Here is an 18857-nt window from a genome sequence, read left to right on the forward strand (position 1 = left end):
CGTCGCGCTAGGGCTTCTTCTTCTCGCTCTTGTCGGCCTTGTCGTTGGCTTTGCCGTCTTTTTTCTCGGCCGGCGGGGGTGAGCCCTTCGGCTCGCCTTCGCCCTCGTCGCCGTCTTTGTCGGCGTCGCCCTTCTCGGCCGCGCGCTTCTCCGCCTCGCGCTTCTTCGCCTCTTCTTCCTTCTTCCGCTCGGCTTCCTCGGTACGGCGGCGCGCCTCCGTGTCGTGATCCCAGCGATCGACCCGCTCGTCGGCGTCGAGGTCCACGCCCATCCGCTCGAGCTTTCCCTCGCGGTAGATCTCCCAGACGTCGGGCTTGCCGTCGCGGTTCTGGTCGCGCTTGATGCGCGAGAGGCGCCCCTCCGAGTAGCTCTTCCACTCGTCGGGCTTGCCGTCGCGATCGTTGTCGAGCGCGACCTCGGCGAGCTTGCCGCGCGAGAAGGTGATCCACGTGTCGATGCGACCGTCGTAGTTGGTGTCGCTCTCCTCGTGCACGCTCTCGCCCTTGTCGTTGTAGCGACGCACGACGTCCTTCACGCCGTCGAAGTTCGTGTCGACCTCCCGGCAGACGAGGATCTTCTTCTGCGATTCGCCCACGCCGACGAGAAGGAAAACGCGGCGGACGTTCGGCTTGAGCGAGCCAGGCCCCGCGATCTCGCTCGCCTCCCGATCCTTCCGGCCCTTCCAGTCGCACATCGAGCGATCGTCGACGGTGCCGCTCGGGCCTCGGAGCGCGGCGCGCTTCGGCGTGGTCTCGCCGGTGAACGCGTTCGTCGTGGGCGCGGGCGTGCTCGCGCACGCAGAGAGCGCGAGGAGAGGGCCAGCGAGTGTCCACACGATCACGCGGCTCGTCATCGGGGGCTCGCTCCACCGGGCTGCGGTGCGATAGGCGCGCCCCCCGGCGGCATCGGGGCGGGCGCGGTCGGGAGTGGCGCCGCGCCCGAGGGCCGCGGTGCGGGGGCCTGGGGTCTGGGCGGCGTCGCGGCCTGCTTCGCGCGGGCTTCCGCGCAGAGGTCGAGCACCGTTTCGGGATCGGGCTTGCCGTCGACGTTGCGGTCGGTCGCGACGAGTGCGCATCGATCGTCGGTCGGATCGTTGAAGGCCCACCACTGATCGACGAGCCCGTCGCCGTCCGAGTCGCGCTCGCGCCGGACGAGGCGGCCGCCTTCGTAGTAGTCCCAGGTGTCGAGCTTGTCGTCGAAGTTGGTCTCGCGTTCCTTCAGGAACACGGCGCCGTCGCGTGAGTTCACGATCTCGTCGGCCCGCCCGTCTCTGTCGTAGTCCGACTCGCGACGGCGCTCGCGGCCCGCGGGGTCGTAGTAGACGAAGACGTCGATGGCGCCGTCGAAGTTGAGGTCGAGGACGCGGCAGAGCTCACGCCCCGCGGCGTCGGGCACGCGGGTCATGTCGGGTTTGCCGTCCCCGTTCACGTCGAAGCGCTGCGCGTTCGCCGCGGCCATGTCGCAGGCCTCGTGCTTCACCTCGGTGTCGCGCTCGGCGCCCGTGGGAAAGGCGGGCGGCGCGCTGGCCGGATCGGCCGAGGTGCATGCGGTGGCGCCGATCGCCGGCAGCGACGTGAGGAGGGCCGCGACGCCGAGCGAGCGCGCCCAGCGGAAAGGGCATGGAAAGCGGCTGGATTCCAAGCGTTCGAGGCGAGTTTAGACGCACCGCGAACCCTTTCGCAAGGCGAGCGGGAGGCCGATGCCGTGCTCGTGCTCCTGCTTCTGACGCGCGTTTCCGGAGACTCCCGAGTCTTCCTGATTGACAACACACGTACCGGCATCTAGGGTAACGCCTTGTCAGTATCCCCTCGGAGTCCTGGGGGCGCGTCGTCTGCATCCGGCGGGCGACGTGAAGAGCGCAGGGCCGGCGTGACATGTCGCGAAAGAAAGTCTCGACGACCATCTACATCACGCCCGAGCAGGCCGAGCGCCTGAAGCTCCTGCACGACCGGACGAAGGTGCCGATCGCGGTCTACATCCGCGAGGGGATCGACATGGTCCTCAAGCACTACGAGCACGTGCTCCCGGGACAGATGAGCCTGGAGACGACGGTCCAGAAGAAGTAACCGCCGCAAGCCGTGGCTTTCGCCCGCGCGACGCGCTAGGAGCACGCGGCCGTCGTCTTGCCGGCCTCACGGAAGTATGCCCGCCGATCCCAAGCTCATCCGCAACTTCTCGATCATCGCGCACATCGATCACGGCAAAAGCACGCTGGCCGACCGCATCCTGGAGGCCACGGGCGCCCTGTCCGATCGCGAAAAACAAGACCAGTTTCTCGACAAGATGGAGATCGAGCGAGAGCGCGGGATCACCATCAAGGCGCAGAACGTACGGCTCGAGTACGCCGCAACAGACGGCCAAAAGTACCGGCTGCACCTCATCGACACGCCTGGACACGTGGACTTCAACTACGAGGTCTCGCGTAGCCTCTCGGCCTGCGAGGGGGCGCTGCTCGTCGTGGACGCCTCCCAAGGCGTCGAGGCGCAGACGCTCGCCAACGTCTTCCTCGCGCTCGACAACAACCTCGAGATTATCCCCGTCCTGAACAAGATCGATCTGCCCTCGGCGGACGTCGACCGGACGAAGCGCGAGATCGAGGACGTCATCGGCCTCGATTGTTCGAACGCGATCCTGGCGAGCGCCAAGACCGGCATCGGGATCAAGGACATCCTTGAGGCGGTCGTGGCCCGCGTGCCGGCGCCGAAGGGCGACTCTTCAGTCACGCCCCGCGCGCTCATCTTCGATAGCTGGTACGACAGCTACCGCGGCGCCGTGGTCATGGTCCGCGTGGTCGAGGGCACGCTTCGTAAGGGCCAGAAGGTCCGGTTTTTCGCGACCGGGCGCGACTACGAGATCACCGAGATGGGCGTGTTCGCCCCGCACGCGACGCCCATCACGGAGCTCGGCCCGGGCGAGGTCGGGTTCATCGCGGGCAACATCAAGAGCGTCACCGACACGAAGATCGGCGACACGGTGACGGACGCCGTCCACCCGACGACGATGCCGCTGCCCGGCTTCAAGGAAGTGAAGCCGATGGTCTTCGCGGGCATCTTCCCCACGGACTCGGCCCAGTACGAGGATCTGCGTGACGCCCTGTCGAAGCTCCAGATGAACGACGCGGCGTTCGTCTACGAGCCCGACACGTCCGAGGCGCTCGGCTTCGGCTTTCGGTGCGGCTTTCTCGGCCTGCTCCACATGGAGATCATCCAGGAGCGGCTCGAGCGCGAGTACAACCTCGACCTCATCACCACGGCCCCGAGCGTCGTGTACCACGTGTACATGAACAGCGGGGAGATGAAGCCGATCGAGAACCCGGCGCGCCTGCCGCAGACGCAGTACGTCGACCACCTCGAGGAGCCGATCTACCGCGTGACCATCCACGTGCCCTCGTCCTACGTGGGCACGGTGCTCGCGCTCTGTCAGGACCGGCGCGGCGAACAGAAGTCGCTGCAATACGCCTCGTCCGACCGCGTGATCATCACGTACGACATGCCCCTCAGCGAGGTGCTCTTCGACTTCCACGACAAGCTGAAGAGTGTCTCCCGCGGCTACGCCTCGATGGACTACGAGCTCGTCGGCTACAGGCCGGCCGACCTCGTGAAGCTCGACATGCTGGTGAACGGTGATCCGCTCGACGCCCTCAGCGTCATCGTCCACAAGGAGAAGGCGTTCCAGCGTGGGCGCGATCTCGCCGTGAAACTGAAGGACATCGTGCCGCGGCAGCAGTACGAGGTGGCCATCCAGGCGGCCATCGGCTCGAAGGTGATCGCCCGGACGACCGTGAAGGCGATGCGCAAGGACGTCACGGCCAAGTGCTACGGCGGCGATATTTCCCGCAAGCGCAAGCTCCTCGAGAAGCAGAAAGAGGGCAAGAAGCGCATGAAGATGGTCGGCAGCGTCGAGATCCCCCAGGAGGCGTTCCTGGCGATCCTCAAGGTCGACTGAAGCGCGCGCCCTCTACCGTCCGGGACCGAGCCTTCGTATAAGGCGCGACATGTCGGTCGCTCGACGCGCTCTCCCGCTCTGCCTCCCGCTCCTGCTCGCGCTTGCCGCCTGCGACGAACCGGCCTCGACCAAGGGCGCGTCGTCCGCGGCGCCCTCGGCTGCGCCGCCGCCCGCGGTCGAGCCGCCGCCCTCCGCAACGACGCCGCCTCCGCCGGCCAAGGCGAAGATCGAGATGCCGCCGCGGCCCGTGCCGCTCGGATCGGCGGGCCCGATCCAGCCGAGCGCTCCGCCGGATCAGCAGATGATGGCGATCCAGTACACGATCGCGATGGTCACGCCGCGCGGCACCGATCCCCTCGTCGACAAGGACTACGTGGAGCGCATCGTGAAGAAGCTCGAAGCCGCGGTGCGCACGGCCGACAAGGGCAAGACGCCGCCGAACCCGGTGAAGGCGAACAAGGGCAACCGCAAGCTCGAGGTCGACATGGGCAAGGGGTGCAACGAGCGGGTGCCCGAGAACCTGCTCCACCAGCGAGCGGGCTCGTCGTTGAAAGAAGCCTACGAGGCCGGCGTGCTCGTCATCTCCTGCCACGACGACAAGTGGGAGTGCCATCAGTCGACGCGGATCCCCGAGGACGTCCTGTGCCACGCGGCGCCGCGCCGCTGAGCCACGTCCGCCCCTGACGAGGGGGCCGCATCGTCCGCGCCCGCGTGGCGCCTGGCCGCGCTTGCAGGCGTGATGTGGTAAGGGAGAGCGGCAGATGCATACGGCCCTCCCGAATCTCCGCTCGCGCGTCCGGAAAGGTCCGTTCGCTGAGCTCCTCGCCGAGCTCAACCGCAACCGGACCCGCCTCGCCGAGGCCGAGCACGACGCCACCATCTCGTTCGGCCCGACCATGCGTGTCGAACGTTTCGTCCTAGGCAACGGCCTGCGGGTGCTGATCCTGCAGGACAACGCTGCGCCCGTCGTCTGCGTGCAGACGTGGTTCGGCGTGGGCTCGCGGCACGAGCGCGTCGGCAAGACGGGCATCGCCCATCTCTTCGAGCACCTCATGTTCGGCGAGACCGAGACCTCGGCCCACGGCGCGTTCGATCGCACCCTCGAAGAAGCGGGCGCCGAGACGAACGCCGCGACGTTCCTCGACTGGACGTACTACCACACGAACCTGCCCGCCGAGGCGCTGGAGCTCACGCTGCGGCTCGAAGCGGACCGGATGTCGCGCCTCGTGCTGCGTGATCCGCAGGTGGCGAGCGAGAAGGAGGTCGTCGCGAACGAGCGGAGGCAACGCGTCGACGACGACGTGGACGGTGCGATCAGCGAGGTCCTCTACAAGGAGGCGTTTCGCGAGCACGGCTACGGGCATCCGACGATCGGATGGATGGACGACATCCTGGGCTTTACGACCGACGACTGCGTCTCGTTCTACCGGACGTATTACGCACCGAACAACGCGGCGATGGCGATCGTCGGCGACGTCGACATCGGGCAAGTGCTCCGGCTCGTGCAGGACAACTACGGCGGCCTGCCGCCCTCGGTCCTGCCGGTCGAGGACGTGCACCCCGAGCCTCCGCAGACCGTGGAGCATCGGATCCAGATCACCAAGCCGACGCCGACGCACAAGGTGGCGATCGGGTACAAATCGCCGGCGCTCGGAGACTTCGATCATCCGGCGCTCGTGCTCCTGAACGAGATCCTCTTCGGAGGGCGCTCCTCGCGGGTGCATCGTGCGCTCATCCAAGAGCAGGAGATCGCCACCGATGTGCGAGGCTGGGTGGGTGCGTTCCGCGATCCATCGCTCTACGACGTCTTCTTGTCGGCGCGAGGCGAGCACACCGCGGAGGCGCTCTGCGCGGCGCTCGACGTTCTGCTCGATCGGGTCCGCGTCGAGCCGGTCACGGAGGAGGAGCTCGAAAAGGCAAAGGCGCGCGTCGAGCTCGCGGTGCTGCAAGGACTCGAGACGGTGAGCGGCAAGGCCGAGCAGATTGGGTTTTACGAGATCGTGCTGGGCGATCCGGCGGCGCTCTTCGAACGGCTCGCGGCGTACCGCAGAATCACCGTGGGAGACCTCCTGCGCGTGGCGCGGCGTTACCTCGCGCGCTCGTCGAGGACGGTCATCGAGGTGGCGCCCGACGGATCGATGGAGAGTGACGAGGTGGACGACGAAGAGGCGGAAGGCGAGGGGAGTGAAGAGGAGGTGGCGTCGTGACGCATGTCATCGTCGAGCCGAGCCCCGCGTTGCCTCTCGTGAGCGTCGTCGTCGCGTTCCGATCGGGATCGGCGCACGACCCCGTGGGCCGCGAGGGGCTCGGGCGCACCACGGCCCGCATGCTCCGTCGTGGTGCCGAAGGGTGGAGCTCGGAGAAGATTGAGCAGACGATCGACCTCCTCGGCGGCGAGCTCGGGGTGGACGTCTCGCCGAGCTCGAGCACGGTTCACTTCGAGGTGATCCGGCGTTCGCTCGATCCATTCGTGGACCTTGCGTCGACGCTGCTCGCCCGGCCCTCGTTCGACGAGGCCGAGCTCGCTCGGCTGAAGCGTGAAGCCGAGGCCGAGCTCATCGAGTCGCGCGACAGCGACGGCACCTTGTGCGCGCGCGCCTTCCGCCGGACGCTCTTCGCCGGTCATCCGTACGGCCGCCGCGTTGCAGGATGCATCCCCGCGTTGCGTGCGATCGAGCGTGCTGACGTGGTGTCGTTCTACGGGGCGCACTACGCGCGGGAGAACGCGATCGTCACGATCTCGGGAGACGTCGACGTGGAGGAAGGGCACGCGATCGCCGAGCGCCTGCTTTCCGGACTCCCGGCCGGCGCGAGAGTCCCGGATCCCGTGCCGCCGCCGGCGCGACGGGCCGGTCGTCGGCTCGTCTTCGTCGACAAGCCGGAGCGAACCCAGACGCAGATGATCGTGGGAGGGCTCGGGACACACCCGAACGACCCGGATCACGTCGCGCTCCTCGTGGCGAACACGGCGTTCGGAGGGACGTTCACGTCGCGGCTCATGCAGGAGGTGCGGGCGAAGCGAGGCTGGTCGTACGGCGCGTCCTCGCGCGTCGGGTTCGATCGGCAGAGGGACGCGTTCACGATGTGGACCGCGCCCAAGGCGTCGGATGCCGCGGCCTGCCTCGCCCTGAAGCTCGAGCTTCTGCACGCGCTCCGCAAGGACGGGATCACGCGGGAAGAGCTCTCATTCGTCAAGAAGTACCTCGTCCGCTCCCACGCCTTCGAGGTGGATACGGCGAGGAAACGGGCCTACCAGAAGCTCGAGGCCGCGCTCTACGAGTTGCCCGAGGGATACCACGACAAGCAGCTCGAGCAGATCGAGGCCGTCACGCTGGACGAGGCGAACGCCGCGATCCGCGAGCGTTTGTCGGAGGACGACCTCGTCGTCTCGGTCGTTGGAACGTTCTCGCAGATCGGCGATGCCGTCGCGAAGTCCGTCCCGCGGTTGCAGGAGACGCAGGTCGATCCGTTCGACCTCGAATGATCTGGCGCGCGGGTCGTGTGACCCGCGCGCCGTTTCCCTCACGATGGGAAGACGATCCTGGGGTAGGACAGCTCCCGCACGGGGATGGCGCAGGGATACATGACGGGCTGATTGCGACGGCGTGAGGCGCGCGCTGCGCGGGGCGGTTGATGCGCATACGCGAGGAGCACCTCGCGCACGCGGAGTAGATCTTTCGGCCGCATCGGGCGTGGCGTCGACACGGCGAGGCTCGACGCGGCGAGCGCGCGCCCTCGCCGAAGCGCCTCTGCGCGTGCGAGCTTCAGCCGAGCGTAAGCCGTCTTGACCGGGATCCCGAGCTTCTCGGCGATCTCCGGCATCGTCTGCTCTTCGAGGTCGTGCAGGACGAGGATCTCGCGGAGCTTCGGGCGCATCCGGCCGATGAGCTCCCGGGCGAGCGCTTGCTCTTCGCCTTCCAGGAGCGCGGATTCGGCCGCGAGGGTGTCGCTCATCGGCTCCGGTGGCCAATCGGCCACGAGCGGCTCGATGCGGTGCCGCGCGAGCTTTCGGTAGTTCGTCGCGAGCTGCATGGCGATGACGAAGAGCCAAGGGCGCGCAGAGCTCGCCGCGTCGTGATCCTCGATCCGCCGCAAGGCGACCGAGAAGACCTCCTGCGCGATGTCGTCGGCGTCGCGGGCGGGCACTCCGTACCGCTCGACGGTGCGCAGGACGAACTCCCATTCGCGCGCATAGAGCTGCTGGAAGACCTCGTCACGCGGAGGCAGGGGCCCGGAGATGAGCTCCTCCGCGAAGGGATACCGAACGGGAGGATGCAGCGGATCCAGAGGGACAGCGTCGGGAGACAGCGGAGGGTCGCCATCCGGAAACCACAGGGAAGGGGATGTCGGTGGCGGCGGGGGCGAAGCGCAACGGCGCTCGCCCACGGCAGGGGTTTCACCGGACGAACTTGTGCGTGGAGCTCGTTTTCGGTTTGCGCTGCGGGGACGCTCGTCGGTCCTTTTCATGGTTCACCGCCCCGAGGCGTGGCTCGCGTGATCGATGTTGCCCGCGCCTCTCGAACGGTTTGTCCTGCGGGGGGCAGGGAGCGTCAATGGTCATCCGCGCTCACGCGCCCGCGGTGGGCTCTCCCTCGGCCTCCGTCGCGAGCATCCACAAGACCGCCATTCGCACGGCGACGCCCGCTTCCACCTGATCGAGGATGACGCTGCGTGAGCCATCCGCCACGAGAGGGTCGATCTCCACGCCTCGGTTCATGGGCCCGGGGTGCATCACGATCGCGTCGGGCGCGGCGAGCGCGAGTCGCGCCTCGTTGAGCCCGAACTTCCTGCTGTACTCGCGCGTGCTCGGCAAGAACGTGCCCGCGAGGCGCTCGCGCTGGACGCGGAGCATCATCACGACGTCGGCGCCTTCGAGCGCTGGTTCGAGTCGATCGTGCACCTCTGCGCCGAGCGACTCGGCTGCGGGTGGAAGGAGCGTGCGAGGGCCCGCGAAGCGCACCGTGGCCCCCATCTTCCGCAGCAGAAGCGCGTTCGATCGCGCGACGCGGCTGTGCAGGACGTCGCCGCAGATGGCCACGACGAGGCCTTCGAGCCGTCCCTTGCGACGTCGGATCGTGAACGCGTCGAGCAGCGCTTGCGTAGGGTGCTCGTGCGTCCCGTCGCCTGCGTTGACCACGGCGGCCTTCGTGCGTGATGCGACGTAGTGCGGAGCGCCCGACGCTTGATGCCGGAGGACGAGGACGTCCGGGCACATCGCTTCGAGGTTCTTCACCGTGTCGAGGAGCGTCTCGCCTTTGACCGCGCTCGACGTCGACACGCTGATGTTGATGACGTCCGCCGAGAGCCTCTTGCCCGCGAGCTCGAACGAGGTGCGCGTGCGCGTGGAGGGCTCATAGAAGAGGTTGATCACCGTCTTGCCCCGGAGCGTCGGCACCTTCCGGACGCTGCGCCGTGAGACGTCGAAGAAGCTCTCCGCAGCGTCCAGGATCGAGAGGATTTCGGTCCTATCCAGGGCCTCGATCCCGAGCAGGTGGCGGTGCGGATATCGCGCGCGTGGTGTCGTCACGTTCCCCCCAGGGTGGATGACTCTTCGATGGTGGCCCACGTGCCGTCGTCCTTGTGCTCGACCTCGATCCTCTGTCCGGGGCCGAGCTCCACGCGGCGCACGGTGTAGTCCGGATGGATGGGCAGCTCGCGGCCGCCGCGGTCGACGAGCACGCAGAGCTCGATGCGGCGCGGGCGGCCGTAGTCGAGCACCGCGTCGAGCGCCGCGCGGATCGTGCGGCCGGTGTAGAGGACGTCGTCGACGAGCACGACGCGCTTGCCGCGCACCTCGAAGGGGATGCGGCTCGGGCCGATCTTGGGGTTCGGCAGGGCCGTCGCGGCGTCGTCGCGGTAGAGGGTGATGTCGATAGAGCCCGTCGGCGGCGCTTCACCTTCGAGCTCGCGGAGCAGCGCGGTGAGCCTTTCCGCGAGGGGCTCGCCGCCGCGTCGTATGCCGATCAGTGCGAGGTCACGGACGCCGCCGTGTTCGGCGATCTCGCCAGCGACGCGGCGGAGACCTCGGGCCACCGCGACCGGATCGAGGAGGACTTCGGACATGGCGGGGACGAGCTACCACAAGGCCGACGCGGTGTCCCCGGGCCGCACGGGGTGCGTCACGTCAATCGGGCTGGTGGAGAATTTTCTGGGTCGGATCCACGAAGTAGAACCGACCATACGCGGCGCGCTGGAAGGTGACCGCGCCGAACGCGTTGACGAGGACGGAGACCAGGGCGAACGCCCAGAAGAAGCCGCCGAGCCGCCTCTTGCCGAGCGCAAGGAGCGCGAACAGGAACACGGCGAAGTCGTTGGAGAAGCGGTAGCCGAACTGGATCCAGCCGCTGTTCTGGTAGAGCAAGCTCGGCAGCGCGACGCATGCGGCCGTGAGCGCGACGGCCCAGAACGAGGGCGGCGTGCGTCTCGGCCAGAGCACCCACGCGTAGATGGGCGTCGTGACCCAGAGCGCGAGGCCGTGCGCGTTGATCTGAAACGGAGCGCTGCTCGTGCCCGTATAGGGCAAGGACGTCAGGATCACGCCGAGGTTCCGGCCGAGGTAGTGGTACGAGAAGAGCCCCCACCGCTCGATGCGCGCCCGCCATGTGATCGCCAGCAGCCGGTGGCCGAACTCGAACGGATCGCCGAACCGCGCGGCGTTATACCAGAGCAGGACGCCCAGCACCGCCGCGGCAGGCACGGCGAAGAGCGCGAGGTTTGTCGCGAGCGCTCGCGCGTCCACGTCCGCGAGTCGCACGCGCCCGCTCGCGCCTGCGTTCGCGCTCGCTCGGACCGCCTCGTATACGAAGAGAGGGAACGCGAAGCCGAGCGGCGTGCGCGTGGCAAACCCGAGGCCGATCGCGAGGCCCGCGAGGATCGGGTGCGCGGCGCCGACGGACGCGAAGAGATAGAGCGCCGCGAGCGCCGCGCCGACGACGTGCGCGGCGAACCAGACCGTGCCTTGCACGGCGGAGAACCAGTACACGGTGCCGAACGCGAAGAGCAGCGAGAGGAGCACGTTCTCCCGCTCGGATCGTCCCGTCCTGCCGGCGCGGGCGAGCGCGTCGAGGCCGAGGTACAGGAGCGCCGGCGCGAGGCCCGTGAAGAGCGCGAAGATCTGCCCGTCCCGAACGCGATCGACGCTGCCCGCGAGCTTGACCGCTGGCAGCAAGAGGACCGCGGGGAACGGCGGAAAGCTCACGTAGTGCTTGCCCTCCCACACGACGAAATCGTTGTTCCCCGTGTACGCGGGAGGAGGTCCGCCGAGGTCCAGGCGGCCGTGCAGCCACGCGTCGGCGAGCAAGGCGAAGTGGTTGTATGGCGTGTGCGTCGTGAGCCGCTCGCGCCCCGTCGTGGCGAGACACACGACCGTGACCAACGTGTAGATCACCGCGGCAAAGAGCCACCTTCGCGATCGATCGTCGGGCCGTTCGAGCGGGCGGTCCATGCGTGCTGGGCGCACCCTACCATGGCCTTTGCCGATGGAAGCTGCGCCGGGCGGCTTGCGAGCACCCCGGCCGTGCGCTAGTTGCTCCCGCCTCGCGTGGCCGAGGCGAACGTCATGGCTGCCGCGACTTCGCATTCGCTCAAGGAATCGATCATGCCGCTCTTCGCCATTCCCGCCGGAGACATCGACGCCGCTGGTCGCTCGATCGCGGCGGATCTGCCCGTCGCGTGGCTCGACGAGCAGCTCAGCGACTGCGAGATGCGTGGAGCCGAGGTGGGGCACGTCTCGGGGCGGCTCTCTCGCTCCGGCGCCGACATCGTCGTGCGCGGGCGCGTCCACGCTGTCTTGCAGGCGCCGTGCGCGCGTTGCCTCGAGACGACGAAGATCGACGTCGACGCGGAGATGTCGCTCCTCCTCAAGCCGGCGGCGCCTGCCATGCTCGCGCAGAAGGCGGACGAGAAGCGCGCGGCGGCGCAGGCGAAGAAGGCCGCGGAGGGAAGCCCGAAGACCGAGACAGGTAAGGGCAAGCGCGCGCCGAAGGAAAAGGAGCTGCCGGAGTACGAGTTTTCCTCGGACGAGGCGGAGGTGGACGTCTACGACGGTGAGACGGTCGTGCTCGACGGGTTCATCCGTGAGGCGATTCTGCTCGAGATGCCGATCTTCCCCTTGTGCTCCGAGGCGTGTCCGGGTATCCGTCCCGCCTCCCCCGAGGCCGTCGAGGGTGGCGCCGAGCCGCCTATCGACCCCAGGCTCGCGCCCCTCGGCGCTTTGCGCGCCGTGCTCTCCAAGGCGAGCGGCTCGCGCGGGCCGAACGATGATCAAGGAGCCGCGTCCGGCAACGCCGACGCGTCCCAGCAGAAGAAGACGAAGAAGGAGTAGCCCGTGGCCGTCCCGAAGAGGAAAACCACCCCGAGCAAGCGCGACATGCGGCGCGCGAACCACGACAAGGTCACCCCGGTGCAGGTGGTTGCCTGCCCGAACTGCGGTGAGGCGGCGCTTCCGCACCGCGCCTGCGGCGCCTGTGGTTTCTACAAGGGTCGCAAGGCGAAGGCCGTCAAGGCCACGACCACCTGAGTCCACCGCATCTCCCCGGTCTGCCCGTCTCGGAGGGCGCCCGCTCCATGATGGGCGAGGCTTCGAGACGGGCGCGCGCCGGACATCACGTGCGTGTATGGATCTCGGCGCACTCCGTGAAGAATTTCGCGGAGGCACAAGCCTTGGTCCATCGCTCGAACACGCGCCGCCTCGGCGCCCTGCTACGTTGTCACCATGAGCGCGCTCCCCACACCGAAGAGTCGCATCCTCGGGACCGGCCACTACGTCCCTGAGAAGGTCCTCGCCAACGTCGACCTCGAGAAGATCGTCGACACGTCCGATGCTTGGATCGCGGAGCGCACCGGCATCCGGCGCCGGCACATCGCGGCCGACAACGAGAACACGAGCGACATGGCGGCGGCCGCTGCGCGGCGCGCCCTCGAGTCAGCGGGGCTCAACGCCGCCGACATCGACATGATCATCGTTGGGACGATCAGCGGCGACAGCCCCATGCCCGCGTGCGCCGTGCACGTGCAGCAGAAGCTCGGCGCCGACAACATCCCGGCCTTCGACGTGTCCGCCGCATGCGCTGGGTTCATCTACGGGCTCACCATCGCCGATCAGTTCATCGCCACCGGCGCGGCGCGTTGCGTCCTCGTCGTCGGCGTCGAGCTGCTCTCGAGGCTGCTCGACTGGCAGGATCGGACGACGTGCGTCCTCTTCGGGGACGGCGCGGGTGCGGTCGTGCTCGGGCCCTCGGAGGGAGACGGCCGGGGCCTGTTCGCCACGCGGATCTTCACCGACGGCTCGCTCGCGCATGCGCTCACGATCCCGGGCGGTGGCACCGCCGAGCCGCTCACGGAGGAGGGCCTCGCGAAGAAGCGCAACAAGGTCCACATGATGGGGCAGGAGATCTTCCGGACCGCCATCAAGAACCTGACGAGCGCGTCGACCGCGGTTCTCAAAGCTTCCGGGCTGACGAGCGCCGATCTCGACTGGGTCGTCGCCCATCAGGCGAACCTGCGCATCATCACGCAGGTCGCTGATCGGCTGAACTTCCCGATGGAGAAGTTCGTCATCAACATTCAGGAGTACGGCAACACGTCGAGCGCTTCGATCCCCATCGCGCTCGACGAAGCCGTGCGCGACGGGCGCATCAAGCCCGGGCAAAACGTCCTCATGTGCGCCCTCGGCGCCGGGATCTCCTGGGGCGCCGCCCTCGTGCGGATGTGACGCGTTTTTCCGCGTCTCCGCCGATCCTTTGACCACAAAAATATCTTTCGCGACGTAGCACCACGGAGTCCGCGTCGATGCAACGAAGCACGAAGGTCGCCTGGTTGTTCCCCGGTCAAGGCTCGCAGCTCGTCGGCATGGGCAAGGAGCTCGCCGCGACGTCGGAGGCCGCGCGCCGCACGTTCGAGCGTGCGGACGCCGCGCTTGGCGAGCCGCTCTCCCAGCTCTGCTTCGAAGGCCCGATGGAGGAGCTCACGCTTACCGCGAACACGCAGCCCGCGATCGTGGCGGCGAGCGCGGCGATCGTAGCGGCGCTGCGCGAGCGTCACCCAGATTTAGCGCCGCCCGTGTTCGCCGCGGGGCACTCGCTCGGCGAGTACAGCGCCCTGTGCGCCGCGGGCGCGATCGAGCTCGAAGACGCCGTGCGCCTCTGCCGCCTGCGTGGCTCCGCGATGCAGGCCGCGGTGCCGTCGGGGGAGGGGGCGATGTCGGCGATCATGGGGCTCGACGCCGAGGCGATCGCGGCGATTTGCGAGGAGGCAGCCGCAGGGGAGATCGTTTCGCCGGCGAACTACAACGCGCCGGGGCAGGTGGTGATCGCAGGGCACAAGGACGCGGTCGCTCGCGCGGGGGAACTCGTGGTCGCGCGCGGCGGCAAGGCCGTGCCGCTGAAGGTGAGCGCGCCCTTCCACTGCGCGCTCATGCGGAGCGCGCGCGACGCGCTCGCGCCTGCGCTCGAGCGGGTCGTGATCCATCCGCTCGTGTTCCCGGTGATCGCCAACGTCGACGCGTCGCCGAACGTCGATCCCGGGCGGGTCGCCGAGCTCTTGCTGCGGCAGATCGACGGCGCGGTCCTCTGGTCCGCTTCGGTCGAGCGTATGGCGGCCGAGGGCGTAACGCACGCGCTCGAGCTCGGACCTGGCAAGGTGCTCGCCGGGCTCGGGAAGCGAATCGCGAAATCCATCAAGGTGCTGAGCGTCTCGGATCCGGCGGGGATCGACGCGGTGCCTGCATTCCTGGAGGCTTGAGAGATGTTCGGTCTGAGCGGCAAGGTCGCGCTCGTGACGGGCGCTTCACGAGGAATTGGTCGCGCGACGGCGGAGGCGCTCGCAGCACAAGGCGCTCACGTCGTCGTCAACTACGTGCGCGGCGAGGAAGAGGCGCGACGCGTCGTGCAGGCGATCGAGGAGCGCGGCGGCAAGGCCGAGGCGCTCGGCTTCGACGTGGCCGACATGCAGGCCACCGACGAGGCGATCGCGGCGCTGGCGAAGCGGCTCGGCCGCGTCGACATCCTCGTGGCGAACGCGGGCATCGCCGTCGACAACCTCGTCCTGCGCGTGAAGGAAGAAGAGATCGATCGCGTCTTCGCGGTGAACGTGAAGGGCGCGATCGGCTGCGCGCGCGCGGTCATCAAGCCGATGATGCGCGCCCGCGCAGGCCGCATCGTCTTCCTGTCGAGCATCGTCGGCGAGATGGGCAATGCCGGGCAGGCGGTCTACGCCGCGTCGAAGGCCGCGCTCCTCGGCCTCTCGAAGACGCTCGCGCGCGAGTACGCCTCGCGCAGCATCACGGTGAACGTGGTCGCGCCCGGCTTCATCGACACCGACATGACCTCGTCGCTCGGGGCCGAGGTGAAGGAAGGCATGCTGAAGGCCATTCCGCTCGGTCGCACCGGAAAGCCGGAAGAGGTCGCTGCCGCGGTGGTGTTCCTCTGCTCGGATGCTGCTTCTTACATCACGGGCGAGACCATCCGCGTAAACGGCGGCATGTACATGTAAAAAGCGTTTCGCACGCCACGAAGGTGGTGCAAAAGCTCGAACGATGGGTTAGGAGGGGACCGCTTTTTCCCGGAGGACGCCATGGCGGAAGGTCGCGACATCTCGGCCGAGGTCAAACGGATCATCAAGGAACAGCTCGACGTCGACGAGAAGGACATCAAGCCCGAGTCGACGTTCATCGACGACCTGGGCGCAGATTCGCTCGGCCTCGTGGAGCTCGTGCTCGCCTTCGAAGAGGCTTTCGAGATCGACATCCCGGACGAGGACACGGAGAAGATCCGGTCCGTGCAGGATGCGATCGACTACATCAATTCGCACATCAAGAAGTAGCGCCCGAGAGCCCTAGCGAGGGCCTCGTCCCCGGTCCATCCTGGGCGAAGCGAGTATGGAACGCGTCGTCATCACCGGCATCGGTCTCGTCACCCCCAACGGCATCGGCACCGTGGAGACGTGGCGCTCCGTGCTCGCGGCCGAGTCCGGGATCGGGCCCATCACCCTCTTCGATGCGTCGCAGTACTCGACGCGCATCGCGGGCGAGGTGAAGGGGTTCGCCGCAGAAGACTTCATCCCCAAGAAGAAGGTCCGCGAGATGGGCCGCTTCGCCCATCTCTCGGTCGCGGCCTCGCAACTCTGCCTCAAGGACGCGGGGATCGAGTTCACCGACGAGGAGCGCGAGACGTGCGGTACGTTCATCGGCGTCGGCCTCGGCGGGCTCGAGAACCTGTACCAGTACGCGCAGACGCTGCTTGAGAAGGGGCCCTCGAAGGTCAGCCCCTACTTCATCCCGCAGGTCATCGCGAATCTCGCCGCCGGCCAGGTCGCGATGGCCCTCGACCTCAAAGGGCCGAGCTACTGCAACACGAGCGCGTGCGCGTCGAGCGCCCACTCGATCGGCGAAGCCTTCGAGTGGATCCGCCGCGGCCGCACGCACCTCATGGTCGCAGGCGGCACGGAGGCGACGATCACGGGCCTCGCCGCCGCGGGCTTCGGCGCGATGTTCGCGCTCTCGCGTCGCAACGACGAGCCCACGCGGGCGAGCCGGCCCTGGGACAAAGGCCGCGACGGGTTTGTCATGGGCGAGGGCGCCGCGACGCTCATGCTCGAGTCGCTGTCGCACGCGAAGCGCCGCGGCGCGAAGATCTACGGCGAGGTGACCGGCTACGGCGCCACGTGCGACGCGTACCACCTGACGAAGCCCGCGCCAGAAGGCGAAGGCGCGCAGCGCGCGATGAAGCAAGCGCTCGTGGACGCGAAGCTCGCGCCGACGGACATCGAGTACATCAACGCGCACGGCACCTCGACGCCGCACGGCGACCTCGAGGAGGCGCGCGCGATCGTAAAAGTGTTCGGTGAGCACGCGACCGGGCACGGGCTTTGGGTGAGCTCGACGAAGTCCGTGACCGGGCACCTGCTCGGCGGCGCGGGCGCGGTCGAGGCAGCTCTCTCCGTGCTCGCGCTCCACGACGGAAAGGTCCCTCCCACGGCAAACCTCGAGGAGCAGGATCCCGAGTGCGTGCTCGACTGCGTCCCGCTCGTCGCGCGGGATCGCCGTCTCCGGAACGTCATGTCGAACTCGTTCGGGTTCGGGGGCACCAACGTTGCGCTCGTGTTCACCCGCTTCGAGGGCTAGGCGATGAGGTGCCCGTTCTGCGGGCACCTCGAGGACAAGGTCGTCGAGTCCCGCGCGCCCGGTTCGGGTGATGTCGTGCGTCGACGTCGCGAGTGCGCCGCCTGCGGTCGTCGATTCACGACGTACGAACGCGTCGAGGACGTCCTGCCGACAGTCGTGAAAAAAGACGGCCGGCGTGAACCATTCGATCGAGCCAAGCTGATGCGAGGTCTCCGGACCGCCTGCAACAAGCGGCCCGTCTCGGTGGACCGGCTGGAAGTCGTCGTGGACGCGATCGAGCGCGAGGTGCAGGAGTCCGAGCGGCGCGAGGTGACGAGCGCAGAGCTCGGCGAGCGGGTGATGAACCACCTCCGCGACCTCGACGAGGTCGCCTACGTCCGTTTCGCCAGCGTCTACCGCTCCTTCCGGGACGTGGACGAGTTCCTCCGCGAGCTTGGTAAGCTTGTGAAGGCGAAGGGCCCCTAGTAGATCCGGGCTGACCCATGACCACTGCCCCCGACCCCGATTTCGATCTCACCACGATGCGCCTCGCGCTCGAGGAGGCGAGGAAGTCCCAGCCATCGCCGAATCCGCCGGTCGGGGCCGCGGTCGTCAGCGAAGCCGGGGAGGTCGTCGCGACGTCGTACCACGTGCGCGCCGGGGAAGAACACGCCGAGACCGTAGCCCTGCGCCGCGCCGGCGAGGCCGCGCGCGGCGGGACGCTGTTCGTCACGCTCGAGCCCTGCAACCACCACGGCCGCACGCCGCCCTGCGTAGACAACATCCTGCGGGCGGGCATCCGCCGCGTGGTCATCGGTTGTCTCGATCCAAACCCAAACGTCGAGGGCGGGGGCGCAGCGCGGCTCACGGAAGCGGGCGTGACGGTCGACGTCGGCGTCGCAGGCGCCGAAGCGCGCGCGCTCATCGCGCCGTGGGGGAAGTTCATCACGACAGGCATGCCCTACGTGTCGCTCAAGCTCGCGCTCTCGCTCGACGGGCGCATCGCGACCCGCAGCGGCGCCTCCAAGTGGGTCACAGGCCCCGAGGCACGCGCGAAGGTGCAGGAGCTCCGCGCGCAACACGACGTCGTCGGCGTCGGCATCGGGACGGCACTCGCGGACGATCCGCGCCTCACGGTGCGCACGCCCGGGCTCGCCGAGCAAGGGCGTTGCCCAACGCGCGCGGTCTTCGACACGCACCTGCGCTTGCCACTGCACAGCCGGCTCGTGCAAACCGCGCGCGAGGTGCCAACGTGGGTGCTCACGGGCGAGGACGCCTCCGGAGCGAACGAGCAGGCGCTCGCCGACGCAGGCTGCGTGGTGCTGCGCGTGCCAAACTCCGCGGAAGGCCGCGTGGAGGTGTCGGCAGCGCTTCGCGTCCTCGCAGCCCAGGGCGTGGTGTCAATCCTCGTAGAAGGCGGCGCAGAGCTCGCGGGCAGCCTGCTCGCAGCGCGCCTCGCAGACGAGCTCCACGCATTCATCGCTCCCATTCTGCTCGGGCCGCGCGGCCGTCCCGGCGCCGTCGACTGGGCAGGCCCAGACACGCCAAGCGAAGCCCCGCGGATCGTCGATCCTCGCTGGGCACTCTGCGGCCGCGACGCATACGTCAGCGGGCCGCTCTCGTTTCCTCGTTGAGCCAGCGGGCGTCGCGCCGGGGCGCTGCCCCGGACCCCGCGGGGGCTGTCCGCCCCTTGTATCTGAAGGCTGCGCTAGGGTTCGGGGGTCTGGAGGCAGAGGGCGCGGTAGACCGTGGCCCCTTGGGTCTTCGAGCCCGTGGTCGAGCTTGGGTCGCCGCGCTCTCGTCCTCCGGCGGT

At 68.3% G+C, this 18857-nt stretch carries 20 protein-coding genes; 14 read left to right on the plus strand and 6 right to left on the minus strand.

Translation table 11 applies throughout. From position 1 onward, the window contains the following. Positions 1-7 precede the first annotated feature (7 nt). Entirely contained in the window at positions 8-853 is an 846-nt protein-coding gene (locus QHF89_RS32015; RefSeq protein ID WP_284721182.1) for a hypothetical protein, read from the minus strand. Further along, positions 850-1641 (minus strand): hypothetical protein, encoded by a 792-nt coding sequence (locus QHF89_RS32020; protein WP_136969505.1) that lies wholly within the window; start codon positions 1639-1641, stop codon positions 850-852. The genes QHF89_RS32015 and QHF89_RS32020 overlap by 4 nt, the downstream gene beginning before the upstream one ends. A 233-nt stretch (positions 1642-1874) precedes the next feature. Here QHF89_RS32020 and QHF89_RS32025 point away from each other — a divergent pair, with 233 nt between their 5' ends. From QHF89_RS32025 to QHF89_RS32045, 5 genes are all read left to right on the plus strand, one after another. Then, on the plus strand, positions 1875-2066 hold the full coding sequence (locus QHF89_RS32025) for a ribbon-helix-helix domain-containing protein (protein ID WP_136918444.1): 192 nt from the start codon (positions 1875-1877) through the stop codon (positions 2064-2066). 76 nt (positions 2067-2142) lie between these two features. After that, positions 2143-3945, plus strand: coding sequence for a translation elongation factor 4 (gene lepA / locus QHF89_RS32030; RefSeq protein ID WP_136969504.1), 1803 nt, complete (start codon positions 2143-2145; stop codon positions 3943-3945). Positions 3946-3994: 49 nt separating this feature from the next. After that, positions 3995-4612 (plus strand): hypothetical protein, encoded by a 618-nt coding sequence (locus tag QHF89_RS32035; protein WP_136969503.1) that lies wholly within the window; start codon positions 3995-3997, stop codon positions 4610-4612. 94 nt (positions 4613-4706) lie between these two features. After that, positions 4707-6152 carry a M16 family metallopeptidase gene (locus tag QHF89_RS32040; RefSeq protein ID WP_136931843.1) on the plus strand — a complete coding sequence of 482 codons (1446 nt, stop codon included), beginning with the start codon at positions 4707-4709 and terminating at the stop codon, positions 6150-6152. Next, positions 6149-7429, plus strand: a complete 1281-nt coding sequence (locus QHF89_RS32045; protein ID WP_136969502.1) for a M16 family metallopeptidase — start codon at positions 6149-6151, stop codon at positions 7427-7429. Before QHF89_RS32040 ends, QHF89_RS32045 begins: the two co-directional genes overlap by 4 nt. A 38-nt stretch (positions 7430-7467) precedes the next feature. Here QHF89_RS32045 and QHF89_RS32050 read toward each other — a convergent pair whose 3' ends face one another. The 4 genes from QHF89_RS32050 to QHF89_RS32065 all read right to left on the minus strand — a co-directional run bounded on the left by QHF89_RS32050 (position 7468) and on the right by QHF89_RS32065 (position 11389). Further along, complete coding sequence (locus QHF89_RS32050) at positions 7468-8331, minus strand: RNA polymerase sigma factor (RefSeq protein WP_136969501.1); 864 nt, start codon at positions 8329-8331, stop codon at positions 7468-7470. A gap of 181 nt (positions 8332-8512) precedes the next feature. Then, entirely contained in the window at positions 8513-9472 is a 960-nt protein-coding gene (locus tag QHF89_RS32055) for an aspartate carbamoyltransferase catalytic subunit (protein WP_136969500.1), read from the minus strand. Further along, positions 9469-10008 (minus strand): bifunctional pyr operon transcriptional regulator/uracil phosphoribosyltransferase PyrR, encoded by a 540-nt coding sequence (gene pyrR / locus QHF89_RS32060; RefSeq protein WP_136969499.1) that lies wholly within the window; start codon positions 10006-10008, stop codon positions 9469-9471. The genes QHF89_RS32055 and pyrR overlap by 4 nt, the downstream gene beginning before the upstream one ends. Positions 10009-10069: 61 nt before the next feature. Further along, the gene (locus QHF89_RS32065) at positions 10070-11389 is read right to left on the minus strand and encodes a hypothetical protein (protein WP_136969498.1); all 1320 of its coding nucleotides are present in this window, start codon (positions 11387-11389) and stop codon (positions 10070-10072) included. A 114-nt stretch (positions 11390-11503) separates the two neighbouring features. On the opposite strand from QHF89_RS32065, the gene QHF89_RS32070 reads away from it, so the two are divergent. From QHF89_RS32070 to ribD, 9 genes are all read left to right on the plus strand, one after another. Further along, positions 11504-12268, plus strand: a complete 765-nt coding sequence (locus tag QHF89_RS32070; protein WP_232379750.1) for a YceD family protein — start codon at positions 11504-11506, stop codon at positions 12266-12268. A 3-nt stretch (positions 12269-12271) separates the two neighbouring features. After that, a complete protein-coding gene (rpmF, locus tag QHF89_RS32075; protein ID WP_136931837.1) occupies positions 12272-12463 on the plus strand; it encodes a 50S ribosomal protein L32 in 192 nt (63 codons plus the stop codon). A 195-nt stretch (positions 12464-12658) separates the two neighbouring features. After that, entirely contained in the window at positions 12659-13657 is a 999-nt protein-coding gene (locus QHF89_RS32080; RefSeq protein WP_136931836.1) for a beta-ketoacyl-ACP synthase III, read from the plus strand. Positions 13658-13734: 77 nt separating this feature from the next. Continuing rightward, positions 13735-14685 (plus strand): ACP S-malonyltransferase, encoded by a 951-nt coding sequence (fabD, locus tag QHF89_RS32085; protein WP_136969497.1) that lies wholly within the window; start codon positions 13735-13737, stop codon positions 14683-14685. A gap of 3 nt (positions 14686-14688) precedes the next feature. Then, on the plus strand, positions 14689-15435 hold the full coding sequence (gene fabG / locus QHF89_RS32090) for a 3-oxoacyl-[acyl-carrier-protein] reductase (RefSeq protein WP_136969496.1): 747 nt from the start codon (positions 14689-14691) through the stop codon (positions 15433-15435). Between the two features lie 81 nt (positions 15436-15516). Next, positions 15517-15765 carry an acyl carrier protein gene (acpP, locus tag QHF89_RS32095; protein WP_136931833.1) on the plus strand — a complete coding sequence of 83 codons (249 nt, stop codon included), beginning with the start codon at positions 15517-15519 and terminating at the stop codon, positions 15763-15765. A gap of 55 nt (positions 15766-15820) precedes the next feature. Beyond that, complete coding sequence (gene fabF / locus QHF89_RS32100; protein ID WP_136969495.1) at positions 15821-17065, plus strand: beta-ketoacyl-ACP synthase II; 1245 nt, start codon at positions 15821-15823, stop codon at positions 17063-17065. A 3-nt stretch (positions 17066-17068) separates the two neighbouring features. Then, positions 17069-17530, plus strand: coding sequence for a transcriptional regulator NrdR (gene nrdR / locus QHF89_RS32105; RefSeq protein WP_136931831.1), 462 nt, complete (start codon positions 17069-17071; stop codon positions 17528-17530). A gap of 17 nt (positions 17531-17547) precedes the next feature. After that, positions 17548-18678: a bifunctional diaminohydroxyphosphoribosylaminopyrimidine deaminase/5-amino-6-(5-phosphoribosylamino)uracil reductase RibD gene (gene ribD / locus QHF89_RS32110; RefSeq protein WP_136931830.1), complete on the plus strand. Its 1131-nt coding sequence runs from the start codon at positions 17548-17550 to the stop codon at positions 18676-18678. Positions 18679-18857 lie beyond the last annotated feature (179 nt).

Source organism: Polyangium sorediatum, from assembly GCF_029946465.1.
GTDB lineage: Bacteria > Myxococcota_A > Polyangia > Polyangiales > Polyangiaceae > Polyangium > Polyangium fumosum.